Below are 14,420 nucleotides of genomic sequence, written 5' to 3'. Positions count from 1 at the left end.
ATTTGGTCTTCTTTTCGCGTAGGTTATTTCCTAATTTGTATTTCGGCACTCTACTCGGCCATGTCTCTCAGCGAGAATCCCCGGCCGCCCCTCCTGTAGAGAAACGCCGATGTTCAATCCAGTCAGCGAACCGTCATTTCGTCTGGATGTAGCAGGTCTGCCCGATTCCTTAGAGGTCCTGGTCTTTACCGGCAGAGAAGCCATCAGCGAGCCGTTCGTGTTCGACCTGGAACTGCTGATCGAAGACCCGGTGCTTGACCTTGCCAGTTTGCTGTATCGCCCTGCCTCGTTGCATTTCGGACCAGCCGGAAGCTACGTGCATGGACAATTGCATGAGCTCGTCCAGCGTGACCACGCCAGCGGACCCCGACTCTGCCAGGTGCGTCTGGGGCCAAAACTGGCTTGCCTGGCCCAGCGCTTCAGCCAGCGAATCTTCAGTGCCCGTTCAGTGCCGCAAATCCTCGACCAGGTCCTCAAGGAGCACGGCATTACCGGCAAGGATCGACGTCTGGAGCTAAGTGGCCAATACCCGCCCCGGGATTTTTGCACACAATATCGAGAGTCAGACCTGCAATTTCTCCAGCGACTGTGCGCCCAGGAGGGGCTTCACTACCACTTCGAACACCAGTCCCGCGGGCACTGTGTGGTGTTTGGTGATGACCGGCAGCATTTTCCAACCGGCGAACCTGTGGTATTGCGCAGCGAGGGCGATCGACCGGCGGTGCGGCAGTTCGAACGTCGGCGTAGCGGTGGGACAGCTGTGCAGTGCGCCGAATGCCGGACGGACCTGGCGACCTTGCGTAGCGGTCGACTGATGCCACTGTCCGGTCATCCGGTTGCCGATTGCAATCGGCTCTGGCTGCTGACCCGCGTTGAGCATTGGGGCAGCCAGGATACGACGACGCCTTACCACAACCAGGCCCGTGTCCTGCACTGGCCGGCACCCATCAAACCGCCCTGTGTGACGATCGAACCAAGGATGCATGGCCCGCAACGGGCGTGGGTCGTCGAGGTCGATGAGCCAAGCCCTGACCCGCAAAGGCCGGTACCGGTGCAATTCGACTGGCTTTATCAGGGCGAAGGGGCGACGCCCAGTCATTGCTGGCTGCCCCTGGCCAGGCAGTTGCAGGGTTCGACGTTCACGCCGATACGGGAAGGGACCGAGGTGGTCGTGGGTTTTGTCGAGGGCGATCCCGATCAACCGCAGATAACCGGGGTGCTGCATGCGCCGGCAACGGTCGAGGTGACGGACGCCGACACCCCCCAGCCCGGCTGCACCCATGATGAGGGCCTGGAGCAATGGTTGCGCTCGGGGGAGCCATTGCTGATGTTGTGCCTGCTACCCGGTGGCGGCAGCTTCAACCATTGCGCACAGGCTTTGTGCACCTGTCGTCTGGCGACGCAGCTTGGCCAGAGCTCTGGAGCATGATTGCCACACGTACGCCCGAGGCACCCCCGCAGTGGCTGTTGCTGGATGTGCCGGGCACGCCGCAGGCGGGTGTCACACTTCGGCAAATGTTTGCCCAGGCCCGATGGTTCGGGTTGTTCGAAGGCACAGAGTGGCATGCGCTACATGAACAGGGGCCGGTCCTGGTCGATCTGCGCACCTGCCCGGCACTGGCCGATTTATGCATCGTCGACGGAAAACGCTGGCCCGGACTGCTGGTGGTCAGCGAGGCGGGCGCTTCGTCGTTGCTGGCGCATTTGCGGCGCATGCTCACGGTCACGCTTGGCCTGCACCGGGCCCTTCTGAGTTACTACAACCCAACCACGGCGAGTTATTTTTTCGATGCCTGCGATGCGGTTGAACTGAGTCGCTGGCTAGGACCTATCCACCAGTTACGCTGGTTCGGCGGTAGTTGGGCCGACCGCGCGATGGGGTGTGAGGGCTGGCAGCGCTTGTCCAGCCCGGGGTTGTCGGTCAGCCCGTTGGCAGTCGAGGAAAGCCTCAGCGTTGGGCAGCAGGGAAAATTGCAAACCTGCCTGCTCGAGCAGCATGCCTGGCGCTGGAACCGATCCACCGGTGTCGATTTTCCCCGCCTGTGGGCTCATGTGCAGGAGGGGATCGCGCTGGGGTTCAGCGAGCGCCCGGTGCTCGATGGCTGGATATGGCTACGCCTGCAGTATCCCGACGCGGCGCCCGTGCAGCCGTTGCCGGGCGGAACTCAACAGGAACGCCTCGATCACCAGCGAAACCTGTGGCAGAACGATCCACCCTGGCCATGAGGTCGAAATTGATTGTCGGGGCCACGCCCGATCAGTGAATACCGCCGGCGAACCAGCCATCGTTACGGCGCAGGCGCCAGGCGATCATGCCGAGGGTCAGGCTGCGCAGCAGCATGAACAACAGAAAGGTTATCCACAGGCCATGGTTGCCCCCGCCTTGCAGTGCCCAGCCGAAAGGCAGCACCAGCGCCACGGTCAACAGCATGCCGTTGCGCATCTCCCGGGCGCGGGTGGCGCCGATGAACAGGCCGTCGAGCAGGTAACTCCAGACGGCAATCAGCGGCAGTACGGCGAGGTAGGGCAGGTAGATGAACGCGGTGTCGCGCACACTTTGAATGTCGGTCTGCATCTCGATGAACAGATGCCCGGCGAACAGAAACAGCGCGGCAAAGCCCAGGCTTGCGAGCAACGACCAGCCACCGGCCACCACCAATGAACGGCGCAGGGCATCGCGGTTACGGGCGCCAAGAGCATGTCCGCACAGGGCTTCGACAGCGTGGGCCAGGCCATCGAGGGCGTGGGCGGTCAGCAGCAGGCCATTGAGCAAAAGAGCGTTGGCCGCGACCGTGGCGTCGCCCAGCCGTGCGCCTTGCACCGTGATCAGGAAGAACACCGATTGCAGTGCCAGGCTGCGGATGAAGATATCGCGGTTGACCGCCAGCAATGGCCGCCAACTCTGCCACAGCGCCAATGCCGCCCAGACGATATGCCCGGGGTAGGCGCGCAGGGCTTTGCGGGTCATCAGCAAGCCGATCAGTGCGCCGGTCCATTCGGCAATCACCGAGGCCCGGGCAGCACCGACCACACCCCATTCCAGGCCGAGGACGAACCACAGGTTCAGGGCAATGTTGACCAGGTTGGTGCTCAGCAAAATCGCCAGGGGTGCCCGGGCATTCTGGGTGCCGAGGAACCAGCCGACCAGTGCATAACTGGCGAGCGCCGCCGGCAGGCCGAACAGGCGGGTATGGAAGAACTCGCGGGTCAGCTGATCGAGCTCAGCCGACGGTTGCATGAAATGCAACGCGACCCCGCTCAAAGGCACGCCCACCGCACCCAGGACCACGGCCAGGCCGATGGCGAGCAGCAGGCCCTGCAACAGAATCTGCCGCAAGGCGGCACCATCCCCACGCCCCGCTGCCTGGGCGGCGAACCCGGTGGAGCCCATGCGCAGAAAGCCCATGGCCCAGGCAAGGAAGGTGTACAGACTGGCCCCGACCGCGACGGCACCGAGTTGATGGGCGTGGGGCAGGTGACCGATGACGGTGCTGTCGACCAATGCCACCAGCGGTACGGAAATGTTCGAGAGAATCATCGGCGCGGCGAGTGCCCAGACCCGGCGATGGGTAGGGCGGTCGCGCCAGTCGGCGGTCAGGTTGGACATGCAGGCTCCTTGGAGGAGCGGGCATTGTAGCGGTGAAAACGGATTAGCTAAGTGAGCTCAATTCATAAAACACCAGAGATCCAATGTGGGAGCGAGCTTGCTCGCGATAGCGCTCTTTCAGTTGAATCAATTTTTGATGTGCCGACGCCATCGCGAGCAAGCTCGCTCCCACAGGTGTTCGGTGGGGTCAGTGGATGATCCAGCTGAGCAACCACAGCCCCAGCACCAACCAGATGAAACCCATGATGAACGACGCATTGAGAAAGGCGCGGATCGCTGACCACAGCAGGATCAGGCCGAGGATCAAGGTCACGATGCTGATGACCGAGGTATCCATGCCCAGCGCCTGGGACAGGCCTTCGATGAAATTGCTGCTGGCGTTGCTCAACAGATTGAACAGACCACTGAGGCCATCAACGATGAAGCGGATGATCGAGCCGAGTACCTGGCCGAGCCATTCGGAAAAACCTTCTACCTGCATGAAGTGAACGTCCTGTTTAAAGAGAATTGAGTCTTGGGCTGTCGATCAGGCTGCCGAGTTCCCACAAGCATAGAGGGTTGCACAGAGAACATGCATCTTCTGCCCTTGCCTTCACCTGTGATCCCCCCGAAGCTATACGTCTTCAGGAGAGCCCGATGAACCTTGTTGAACTGACCGAACGCCTGCACGCCATCCGTGACCGCAATGACTGGCGGCAATTTCACAGCCCGAAAAACCTGGCCATGGCCGCGAGCGTGGAAATGTCCGAGCTGGTGGAAATTTTCCAGTGGCTGACCGAAGACCAGTCACGCCAGTTGCCGGCGGACAAACTCGCCCACGCCGGGCAGGAAGTCGGTGACATCGTGCTTTATCTATTGCTGCTGTGCAGCGAACTGGGCCTGGACATGGACGCCGTGGTGCGCAACAAACTGGCGGACAGCGAACGGAGGTTCAACTGATGAGCGACCGTCATTTCGATCAACTGGCGACCCGTTTCGCCGAAAAAATCTACGGCGGTGCCAAAGGAGCGATCCGTCTGGCGGTGTTGCAGGCCGATCTGGCCGAAATCTTGCCAGACCGGCCGCTGCGCGTGCTGGACATCGGCGCTGGCCTTGGCCACATGTCGTTGTGGCTGGCACAGCGCGGCCATCAGGTGACCCTCGCCGAGCCTGCCGAGCCGATGCTCGAAGGCGCCCGCCAGCGTTTTGCCGAAGCAGGGCAGAGCGCCACGTTCATTCAGGCACCCTGGCAGGAGCTGCTCGGGCAACTCACCGAACCCTACGACCTGGTGTTGTGCCACGCCGTGCTGGAATGGCTGGCCGAACCTCACGCCATCCTGCCGGTGCTGCATCAGCTGACCAAGGCTGACGGCTGGCTGTCCCTGGCGTTCTACAACCGTGACGCGCTGATATATCGCAACTTGCTCAAGGGGCATTTCCGCAAGATGCGCAAGAACGACATGGCCGGCGAAAAGCAGAGCCTGACCCCGCAACAGCCCCTTGATCCGCGTGAGCTGGCGGCGCAACTTGAAGGTCTGTGGCAGGTCGAAACCATGAGTGGCGTGCGGGTTTTCCACGATTACATGCCGGTGGAATTCCAGGCCCGCGCCGAGCTGGCGGACCTGCTGGAAATGGAACTGGCCCACCGTCGTCATCCGAGCTTTGCCGGGCTTGGACGTTACTTGCACTGGATCTGTCGGCCTGTCTGATCGGAGCACGCAATGAAAAGTCATTCAGGTGTACTGGTGTTCTGCCTGGGGCTGGCGGCCTGTCAGGGCAGCAACCCCTATGTCGCCACGTCCAACCCATTGCCACCGGCGCCGCCCCAGGCCGCCAACACCTTTGACCGCAGCGCTTACCCGGCAGCCCCCCGTGACTATGGGCGCTACCGCAGTTGGGCCTGGCTCGACGGGCATCTGCCACCGGGCACCGCCTGGGCCGACTCGGCACAGATCGCCGAAGCGGTCAGCAATGCACTGGATCAACGCGGCTTGCGCCCGTTGCACGACAATCGCCCGGCCGACCTGTTTGTCAGCGCCGACCTGCGCCTGGAAACCCGTTTGCGCCAGGTACAGGACGACTATTACGGCGGCGGTTATGGTGGCTACAACGGCTACGGCCCTGGATATGGCGGGTACGCCACCGTACCTGTCGTTCGTACCTATCAGGAGCAAGTCGTGGTGGTTCAGGTGGATATGTTTGACGCCAGGAGCGGCCAGCCGGTGTGGAGCTCCAGCGCTGAAACCGGCAACCGGGGCAGCGAAAGCGAGCGGGCCGATGCCATACGGGAGGCTGTGAAAAAGGCAATGTCGGCGTATCCTCCTAGTTAGCTTCTTGTAGATAAGAAGCATTCCGCAGGATCATGCCTTCAACCGGAGACTCATCATGTTCCGCCGTTTTGTTTTACTGGCAGTGGCCGCGCTGCTCAGTGCCTGCGCCGCCAACCAGGTCAATCATGACTTCGACGCCAGCCGCGACTTTGCTGCCTATCGCAGCTGGACCTGGAAAGAACCCGCCCTGCAATACCGTCCCGACGATCCACGGATCAAGAGCGACCTGACCGAGCAGCGCATCCGTCAGGCGGTTGCCGATCAACTGGATCAGCGCGGTCTGCGCCCGGCCGCCGCAGGCGCCAAGGGCGATTTGAATGTGCAGACCTACCTGATTGTCGAAGAGCGGCAACAACAGGTGACCACCAATTACGGTGGCGGCTGGGGTAACCCGTGGTATGGCTACTACGGCGCCCCTATGTATAACGAAACCCGCAACGTCAGCTACAAAGTGGCGACCATCCAGATCGACCTGCTCGATGGCAAGGACGGCAAACTGGTGTGGCGTGGCAGTGACGAACAGATACTCAGCCGCACGCCGAACCCGACGGATCGTCGCGATGCCATCTGGGAAACAGTCACGCGGATATTGGCCAACTACCCACCGCACGCATCCTAGAGTCAGCCAGTCTCTCAACCCCTGTGCCCTACAGGGGTTTTATGCTTGGCACTGACGAGTCTGTGGATCGACCTGAACAAAGTCGAGGTGGGTGCCAACCTCCGTTGTCACTCGGGACGCCCATCCCTGGTGATCTGATCCGGCAGCACAATCGGCAGTTCTATGCAGAAACGCGCACCCTCGGTGGAGTTCCTGACGCTCAGCTTGCCGCCCATGTTCTCGACAATGTCATAGCTCACCGAAAGCCCCAGACCGGTGCCGAAGCCCACCGGTTTGGTGGTGAAGAACGGCTCGAAGATCCGCTCCAGCAAACGCGGGTCGATACCGCCGCCGTTGTCCTCGACCCACAGGCGTACCGAGTGTGTATCCCGTTCGGTGTACAGCGAAATCCACGGCTTGAACCCGGGCAGAGTTTCGCGCTTGCCGAGCAACGCGTCCCGAGCGTTGACCATCAGGTTGATCAGTACCTGTTCAAGCTGATCGACATAGCCGCGCACCTGCACCTCAAAACCGGTCTCGCTGATGCGCAGGTCGACGCCTTTGTCGCGCAGGTCCTCGGACAACAGTGACAGCGTGCCTTCGATGGCCTGGACCGGGTTGAACGGTTGCTGCTCGGTTTCCGAGCGGCGGCCGAACACCCGCATGTGGTCCACCACCCGCGCGGCACGCTGCACTTGCGTGTCGATGCGCGTGAGCTTGTCGATCAGGTAATCGACCTGTACGTCGCCGTTGTTCAGGCGCTTGAGTACGTTGACGATAGCCATGCGCATCACGTTCAGCGGCTGGTTGATCTCATGGGCCAGGCCGGTGGCCATTTCTCCGAGGGTGGCCATTTTCGCGCTTTGTGTGAGCTGCTGCTGCGCGCGCCGCACCTCGGTGTTGTCGCGCCCCACGGCCTGGACCTCGAGCAACCGGCCCTGTTCATCGAACACCCCACGATCGGACCAGACCCACCAGGCGTGTTCGCAGCCGGGCAGTTGCAGGTTGATCTCGGCGGTGCTGACCGGAAACTCGGGGCTCAGTCGGTTCAGCCGCTGGATGAATGCAGTGCGCTGTTCCCCGGACATCCAGTCGCCCAGATTCACCCCCGGCAATTGTTCGGGCGCCAACTCCAGACAGGTGGCCAGCGGGCGGTTGCCGAAGGTCAGGGTCAAGTCCGGCTGGTAGCGGCAGATCATCGCCGGCGAGTCTTCCACCAACATCCGGTAGCGTTCTTCACTCTGCCTGACCTGTTCGGTGGCCAGGGTCGCTTCGGTGATGTCCAGCCACAGGCCCACGGCTTCCACCGGCAGGCCGAGGTCGTTGCGCAACAACTTCGCTTCATCCAGCAGCCAGTGATAGTCGCCGTGACTGTCACGCAACCGATAGCGGGCACGCACCGAGCCTTCACGCAGCAACAGCCGCGTGCGCTCGAAATACTGCAGTCGGTCGTCGGGATGCACCCGCTCCCCCAGCGCCCCGGGTGCGCAGTCGGCGAGGGTCCAGCCGAGCAGTGGCAACAGGCTGTCGCTGAAAAACACCGGGTGCAACGTACCGTCGACATAGCGCTGTACGTAAATCACCGCCGGAGAGCTGGCGATCAGATTGTCCAGACGTGCATGGGCGGCGATGGCGCTCTGTTCCTGGTTCTTGATGTCGCTGATGTCGAGCATGAACCCCACCAGACGACGGTTTTTTCCCGCGCCCAGCGCCTGGCCTTGCAGGCGATACCAGGCGGGTGCGGGCGCACCGTAGGGGCGATACAGGCGCACGCACAGCAGCAGGGGAGTGCCAGTCTCCTGCAAGTCTTGCAGGCAGATGCGCAGCTCTTCGCGGTCGGCGGGATACACCTGATCGAGCCAGTCCTGCATGGATAAACGCGACATTCCAAGGTTCAGGGTTGTCGCCAGCGAAGGTGCCAACTGAACCTCGTCGCTGTCGCTGAAAACTTCCCACCAGCCTGTTCCCAGCAAGGCTTGCAGCGATTCCAGTCGTTCCAGTTGCAGGTGATGACGGTGCTCGCGCAGGCGCCCGAGCAAGGGACTGGCGAGCGCGGCGGTGATTTGTAGCCAGTCGCGTTCCGTGACATCGGGGGCGCGTTTTTGCGCCGTGAAGAAACCGCACAGCAACCAGGCGACCACCCCTTGCGCATCATGATAGGGCACGGCGAAGCCATCGGTATTGCCGAACGTACCTTGCAGGCGCGGGTGTTCGCGCGGGGTCAGGTGCTGCGGAGCCGAGCCGCTCAAACTGTCCAGCCCCGTGCCCAGGCGTTGACCGTTTTGCCACAGTTGCGGTGCATCCGGGGCCGCGTAGTGCTGTTGAATCTGCCAACCATGTTCCTGCTCATCGAGCAAGGCGAGGGCAATGCAGGGGATCTGAAAACGCTGGGCCAGGCTTTGCAGTTGCTCGGTCAGCACCTCGGGCAGGCGGGTCAGGCTGCACAGGCGCAACTGTTCGGCGATTTGCTGCGCCAGCACCTGGCATTGTTCGCGGTTGCGCGATTGCAGGCGCTCAAGCAGCAGGTCGCCGATGTCCAGCATCTGCAACAACCAGGTATCGGCCAAGGGCTGCACCCAGCCGCGCAAATGCAGCGGGGGGCCGTTGAGGCTGTAGAAGTCCAGGTCCAGGGTTTGCCCCTGCCAGTCCGCCGGCGAGCCTTCGATGACGAGGCTGCTGTGGGGCAACAGGAAGTCGAACAGATGCGGTGCCTGCTCGCTGGGGGGGTGCTGGGCCAGCAAGTGCCGCAGCGGACCGCTCAGTTGAACGACACGCCCCTCGGCATTGAGCTGCATCTGCAATCCGAAACTGTGCACCCGCGGTGCCTCTTGCGGCTCCGGCGGGGGCGGCGGATGGCGATGGAGCAGGCGCCCGAAGAGTTTGTCCCCGGCACTCAAAATTGCAGGCTCGCACTGGTCGTGAGGGTCGCCGGCAGGTTCGGTACCTGTCCGATGCCCGGCAGGTTCAGATGAATGGCGGCGGTCAGCAATCCCAGGGCGAACTCATTCGCGGCGGCACTTTTTTGTTTGTGGGGGAGGCTGGCTTTCATGAGTGCGTCTACCTTGACCATCACTGAGTAATGTCAGCATAGAATCATTCCGCCAAAACGGAGGTTTGGGTTGTGTACATATCCATTTCTTCGGCAACGGCCACTTATGGTTCCGCTCTTAGCGGGTCACTTTTGGCTGTGGGAGCGAGCTTGCTCGCGATGGCGGCCTGCCAGCCGACCGAAATCTTGCAGGTGTACCCAATCCACTGTGGGAGCGAGCTTGCTCGCGATGACGCCCTTTCAGCCAACACATTCCTGTGTAGTTTTCCTCAAGTCCCGAGGAAACCTCCGACACGTTTTTCAGGTTGTCCGTCGGAAGTGCGATCTCTAGCCTTTGTCTGTCGCTGCAAAATCAGTGATCGGGTTTGGTCGCCCGGGTTTAGAATGGCGCACAGTGCCGCGTGAGCGGCATTTTTGTGCTTGCTTAATGGCGAGCTGTGCGTGGGAGGGCTTAGGCCCTGCCGGGTTTCCATTCCCTGGTCGACCAACCTGCGTACGGTTCGCCACCCTTCTGCTTGGTCGCAGTGATGGCGAACTCCAAATCCAAGAATGGAGCTTCACCATGTTCAAACCCACCCCAAATCCCCCCGAAACCGACGACGTTTCCCCCTACCAATCCCCTCACTCAAATAAATTCCACGAAGCCGCCGACCGCGCCCTCGATCACTACCTCAATCCGCCCAAGCCACCTGCCGTTCACAAACCCAGCACTCTGTTCGTCATCGCCCCGGACATCGATACCGAGACCCTGCTGGCCCACGCCTGTGAGTCGCTGGCGTCGGCGAGTGTGATGGCGAGTGATTTCGCAGGTTTTCTGGAGGGCTCGCAGCGCAACACCCTGCTGGGGATTGCGCAGGTGATCATGCTGGGTGAGCTGGCGGTGAACCGGGCGTTGGATAATCTCGATCCGCAAAACTAACCTCGGAGCTTTTGTGGCGAGGGAGCCAGCGCCCTCGCCACGTCGAGGTATCAGCTTTATCAGGCAACCGGCCACCAATGCCCGACCATATGCTCCAGCTCCCCGACACCCACCAACTGAAAATCCCCGCTCGGCCCTGGCGCACTGGCCAGTAACGTCACCTCACTGGGCAACCGTACCGGTTTCTTGAACTGCACCGCGATCTCGACATTCGCTACAGGCAGATGCCCGGCCAGCGCAGCCAGCGTGCGCGCCTTGTTCCACAAGCCATGGGCGATGGCGGTCGGGAAGCCGAAGAGTCGGGCGCTGGCCGCGCTGAGGTGGATGGGGTTGTAGTCGCCGGACACCTTGGCGTATTGCCGGCCGATGTCCGAAGGCGCTTTCCAGTGCTCGACTTCGCTCAGGGCCAGGCTGGATACCAGGCTCTCTTCGAGCGGTTCACCCTCGAGTTTGACGCCGCGACAGAGCATCCGGCTTTCTGCTTCCCACAACGGCCCCAACTGATCGTCGAGGGTGGTCAGCAGATCGAACGTCGCGCCTTTGGCGTGGGGTTGCAGGTTCTGCACATGTACGCTGACGCGCACCCGATTCACTCCACCCATGGGACGCAGTACACGAACGCGATTGCTCAGATGAATCAGGCCCAGTAGCGGGAACGGGAAGTCCCTGGTCGTGAGCAGTTGCATCTGCAAGGCAAACCCGAGGATGTGCGGGTAGGTCGGTGGCAGCAGGCCGTTGTCGGCGAAACCACAGACCTTGCGATAAGCCGCCAGGCGCTTGGGATCGACTTCGACCCAGCAACGCAAACCCGAATCGGGTAGGGTGGTGCCCGTGATTTTTCGCCGTGTCGCCGCTCGTGCGTACAATCCCGGCAGGCCGGGTTCGTGGTTGAGTGTGTGCCAGTCGGTGATCATCCTTAAGCCCCCAGAACGCTTTGCCCGCATACGCGCAACGCTTGTCCGGTAAACGCGCCGGTGCCCGGTTGCGCGAGCCAGGCCACGGCCTCGGCGACGTCCTGCGGTAGGCCGCCCTGGCCAAGCGAACTCATGCGGCGTCCGGCTTCGCGCAGGCCGAAGGGAATGTGCGCGGTCATCTGCGTTTCGATGAAGCCCGGTGCCACGGCGTTGATGCTGATGCTGCGCTCGTGGAGTAGCGGCGCCCAGGCTTGCGCCAATCCGATCAACCCGGCCTTGCTCGCCGCGTAATTGGTTTGCCCGCGATTGCCGGCGATGCCGCTGATGGACGCCAGCAGGATCACCCGGCCGTTGTCGTGCAGGGCGCCGCTGTCGAGCAGGGCTTTGGTCAGCACTTGCGGCGCATTGAGGTTGACCGCCAGCACCGCGTCCCAGTATTCCGGGGTCATGTTGGCCAGGGTTTTATCCCGGGTGATGCCGGCGTTGTGCACCACGATGTCGAGACCGTCGGGCAGTTGTTCAATCAACTGCGCGGCGGCGTCTTCGGCGCAGATGTCGAGGGTGATGGTGCGCCCGCCGAGGCGTGCGGCGAGGGCTTCGAGATCGGTTTTGGCCGGCGGTACGTCGAGCAGGATGACGTCGGCACCATCGCGGGCCAGGGTTTCTGCAATGGCGGCACCGATACCGCGCGCCGCACCGGTGACCAGTGCCTTGCGTCCGGCGAGCGGGCGTGTCCAGTCGGTGACGGGCGTCAAACACGGACTCAAGCGAATGACCTGCCCGGACACGAAGGCGCTTTTCGGTGAGAGGAAAAACCGCAGCGGGCCTTCCAGTTGCCCCTCGGCACCTTCACCGACGTAGATTAATTGCAGGGTGCCACCGCTGCGTAACTCCTTGGCCAGTGAACGGCTGAAACCTTCCAGGGCACGCTGGGCACTGGCGGCGAACGGGTCGCGCAAGGTTTGCGGATCGCGCCCGAGAATCACCAGGTGCGCACAGTGGTCGAGGTTTTTCATCAGCGGCTGGAAAAACTCGCGAAGTTGCTTGAGCTGATCGGTGTGCAGCAGGTCACTGGCGTCGAACACCACGGCCTTGAGTTTCGGTCCATGGCCGGGAATCCAGGCCGTGGCCATCGAAGGCTCGGCACCGTAGCTGTAGATCGCGTCGGTCAGACGGTTGGCGAAAGCGCTGACGTGTTCGGCCAACGGCCCGCCTCCAATCAGCAGGGCGCCTTCTACAGGTCGCAACCGGCCCGCTTGCCAGCGCTCCAGTCTGGTCGGTGTCGGCAACCCCAGGGCGCCGACCAGGCGATGGCCGATGGACGAATTGGCGAAGTCGATATAGCGGTCAGACATGGAACACGCTCCGAAAGCTGGGGATCAAAGTGTGGACCATGAATGGCGATCAGTCGTTCGATCCACGAGATAAGGCCTACGCTTGGTTACATTGTAGGAGCGAGCTTGCTCGCGATGGCGGTGTATCAGCCAACATCGATGTTGCATGTGCTGACCTCTTCGCGAGCAGGCTCGCTCCCACAGGGGTTAGTGTTTACATCAGGTCTTTTGTCAGGAGCTCTTCATGACCCAACTGCACCGCGTCGCGATCATCGGCGGTAACCGGATTCCCTTCGCCCGCTCCAACGGCCCCTATGCCACGGCCAGTAACCAGGTGATGCTCACCGCCGCCCTCGAAGGCCTGATCGAACGTTACAACCTGCACGGCCAGCGCATTGGTGAAGTGGTCGCCGGGGCGGTGCTCAAGTTGTCGCGAGACATGAACCTCACGCGCGAGTGCGTACTGGGTTCGCGACTGTCGCCCGCCACTGCGGCCTATGACATCCAGCAGGCGTGCGGCACCGGGCTGGAAGCGGCACTGCTGGTGGCGAACAAGATTGCCCTGGGCCAGATCGATTGCGGCATCGCCGGTGGCGTGGACACCACCTCGGATGCGCCGATCAGTGTCAGCGAGGGCCTGCGCAAAATCCTCCTGCAAGCCAACCGCGCGAAAACTACCGGCGACAAACTGAAAACCTTCCTGCAATTGCGTCCCAAACATCTGATCCCCGAATTCCCGCGCAACGGCGAGCCGCGTACCGGGTTGTCCATGGGCCAGCATTGCGAGCTGATGGCCCAGACCTGGAACATCCCTCGCCAGGCACAGGATCAATTGGCGCTTGAGAGCCATCAGAAACTGGCGGCGTCCTACGCCGAGGGCTGGCACAACGACCTGATGACACCGTTCCTGGGCCTGACCCGCGACAACAACCTGCGCCCGGACTCCACGCTGGAAAAGCTCGCCGCGCTCAAGCCGGCCTATGAGAAAAGCGCCAAGGGCACCCTGACCGCCGGCAACTCCACGCCACTGACCGATGGCGCGTCACTGGTGCTGCTGGGCAGCGAGGAATGGGCCAAGGCACGCGGGTTACCGATACTGGCCTACTGGCGTGACGGTGAGGCGGCGGCGGTGGATTTCGTCAACGGTGCCGAAGGGTTGTTGATGGCGCCGGTCTACGCCGTTCCGCGTTTGCTCGCGCGCAATGGCCTGACCTTGCAGGACTTCGACTACTACGAAATCCACGAAGCCTTCGCCGCGCAAGTGCTGTGCACCTTGAAGGCCTGGGAAGATCCGGAGTACTGCAAAACCCGTCTCGGGCTCGATACGGCGCTGGGCTCGATCGACCGCAGCAAGCTCAACGTCAAGGGCAGCTCACTGGCGGCGGGGCATCCGTTTGCCGCCACGGGCGGGCGCATCGTCGCCAACCTGGCGAAGTTGCTGGATGCGGCGGGCAAGGGGCGGGGGCTGATTTCGATTTGCGCGGCGGGCGGGCAGGGCGTGACCGCCATTATCGAACGTTGAACAGTCGCAACTGTAGGAGCGAGCCTGCTCGCGATGGGGTCATCAGCTTCAACATCCATGTTGACTGATCTACCGCCATCGCGAGCAAGCTCGCTCCCACAGGTTTTGTGCCTGGCTCAGATTATGTGAGCGACACTGAAACCTTGTGGGAGCGAGCTTGCTCGCGAT

Annotated in this window: 14 protein-coding genes; 8 read left to right on the top strand and 6 right to left on the bottom strand. The window is 62.1% G+C overall.

The window, feature by feature from the left end; translation table 11 throughout:
• The first annotated feature begins 109 nt into the window (after positions 1-109).
• Positions 110-1,429, top strand: a complete 1,320-nt coding sequence (locus tag AC1RS8_RS00245) for a type VI secretion system Vgr family protein (RefSeq protein ID WP_489339684.1) — start codon at positions 110-112, stop codon at positions 1,427-1,429.
• A complete protein-coding gene (locus AC1RS8_RS00240; RefSeq protein WP_489339685.1) occupies positions 1,426-2,226 on the top strand; it encodes a DUF4123 domain-containing protein in 801 nt (266 codons plus the stop codon). Before AC1RS8_RS00245 ends, AC1RS8_RS00240 begins: the two co-directional genes overlap by 4 nt.
• A 31-nt stretch (positions 2,227-2,257) precedes the next feature.
• On the opposite strand, the gene AC1RS8_RS00235 is transcribed toward AC1RS8_RS00240, so the two are convergent.
• Both AC1RS8_RS00235 and AC1RS8_RS00230 read right to left on the bottom strand, forming a co-directional pair.
• A complete protein-coding gene (locus AC1RS8_RS00235; RefSeq protein ID WP_154910389.1) occupies positions 2,258-3,607 on the bottom strand; it encodes an MATE family efflux transporter in 1,350 nt (449 codons plus the stop codon).
• A 187-nt stretch (positions 3,608-3,794) separates the two neighbouring features.
• Positions 3,795-4,088: a hypothetical protein gene (locus tag AC1RS8_RS00230; RefSeq protein ID WP_057712150.1), complete on the bottom strand. Its 294-nt coding sequence runs from the start codon at positions 4,086-4,088 to the stop codon at positions 3,795-3,797.
• Positions 4,089-4,243: 155 nt separating this feature from the next.
• Here AC1RS8_RS00230 and AC1RS8_RS00225 point away from each other — a divergent pair, with 155 nt between their 5' ends.
• From AC1RS8_RS00225 to AC1RS8_RS00210, 4 genes are read left to right on the top strand one after another with little or no spacing between them, the layout of a single operon-like run.
• Positions 4,244-4,546, top strand: coding sequence for a MazG-like family protein (locus tag AC1RS8_RS00225; protein WP_057712149.1), 303 nt, complete (start codon positions 4,244-4,246; stop codon positions 4,544-4,546).
• Positions 4,546-5,295, top strand: coding sequence for a methyltransferase domain-containing protein (locus AC1RS8_RS00220; RefSeq protein WP_008053922.1), 750 nt, complete (start codon positions 4,546-4,548; stop codon positions 5,293-5,295). Before AC1RS8_RS00225 ends, AC1RS8_RS00220 begins: the two co-directional genes overlap by 1 nt.
• A 12-nt stretch (positions 5,296-5,307) precedes the next feature.
• Positions 5,308-5,916 carry a DUF4136 domain-containing protein gene (locus AC1RS8_RS00215; RefSeq protein ID WP_057712147.1) on the top strand — a complete coding sequence of 203 codons (609 nt, stop codon included), beginning with the start codon at positions 5,308-5,310 and terminating at the stop codon, positions 5,914-5,916.
• A gap of 55 nt (positions 5,917-5,971) precedes the next feature.
• Positions 5,972-6,535 carry a DUF4136 domain-containing protein gene (locus tag AC1RS8_RS00210; protein ID WP_057712146.1) on the top strand — a complete coding sequence of 188 codons (564 nt, stop codon included), beginning with the start codon at positions 5,972-5,974 and terminating at the stop codon, positions 6,533-6,535.
• A 107-nt stretch (positions 6,536-6,642) separates the two neighbouring features.
• Here the strand turns inward: AC1RS8_RS00210 and AC1RS8_RS00205 are convergent, their stop codons facing one another.
• Positions 6,643-9,411: an ATP-binding protein gene (locus AC1RS8_RS00205; protein WP_489339686.1), complete on the bottom strand. Its 2,769-nt coding sequence runs from the start codon at positions 9,409-9,411 to the stop codon at positions 6,643-6,645.
• A complete protein-coding gene (locus AC1RS8_RS00200; protein ID WP_198530222.1) occupies positions 9,408-9,563 on the bottom strand; it encodes a hypothetical protein in 156 nt (51 codons plus the stop codon). The genes AC1RS8_RS00205 and AC1RS8_RS00200 overlap by 4 nt, the downstream gene beginning before the upstream one ends.
• Before the next feature lie 562 nt (positions 9,564-10,125).
• Here AC1RS8_RS00200 and AC1RS8_RS00195 point away from each other — a divergent pair.
• On the top strand, positions 10,126-10,482 hold the full coding sequence (locus AC1RS8_RS00195) for a DUF6124 family protein (RefSeq protein WP_057712144.1): 357 nt from the start codon (positions 10,126-10,128) through the stop codon (positions 10,480-10,482).
• Positions 10,483-10,541: 59 nt separating this feature from the next.
• Here AC1RS8_RS00195 and AC1RS8_RS00190 read toward each other — a convergent pair whose 3' ends face one another.
• Positions 10,542-11,396 carry a MaoC family dehydratase gene (locus tag AC1RS8_RS00190; protein WP_489339687.1) on the bottom strand — a complete coding sequence of 285 codons (855 nt, stop codon included), beginning with the start codon at positions 11,394-11,396 and terminating at the stop codon, positions 10,542-10,544.
• Positions 11,397-11,398: 2 nt separating this feature from the next.
• A complete protein-coding gene (locus AC1RS8_RS00185) occupies positions 11,399-12,751 on the bottom strand; it encodes a 3-oxoacyl-ACP reductase (RefSeq protein ID WP_489339688.1) in 1,353 nt (450 codons plus the stop codon).
• Between the two features lie 223 nt (positions 12,752-12,974).
• On the opposite strand from AC1RS8_RS00185, the gene AC1RS8_RS00180 reads away from it, so the two are divergent.
• Entirely contained in the window at positions 12,975-14,252 is a 1,278-nt protein-coding gene (locus tag AC1RS8_RS00180; RefSeq protein ID WP_057712141.1) for an acetyl-CoA C-acetyltransferase, read from the top strand.
• Positions 14,253-14,420: the final 168 nt, after the last annotated feature.

It is taken from the genome of Pseudomonas sp. GW821-FHT12A04 (assembly GCF_058807755.1).
Note: the sequence above shows the minus strand (reverse complement) of the source record. Positions and strands in the feature narration are given on the sequence as shown.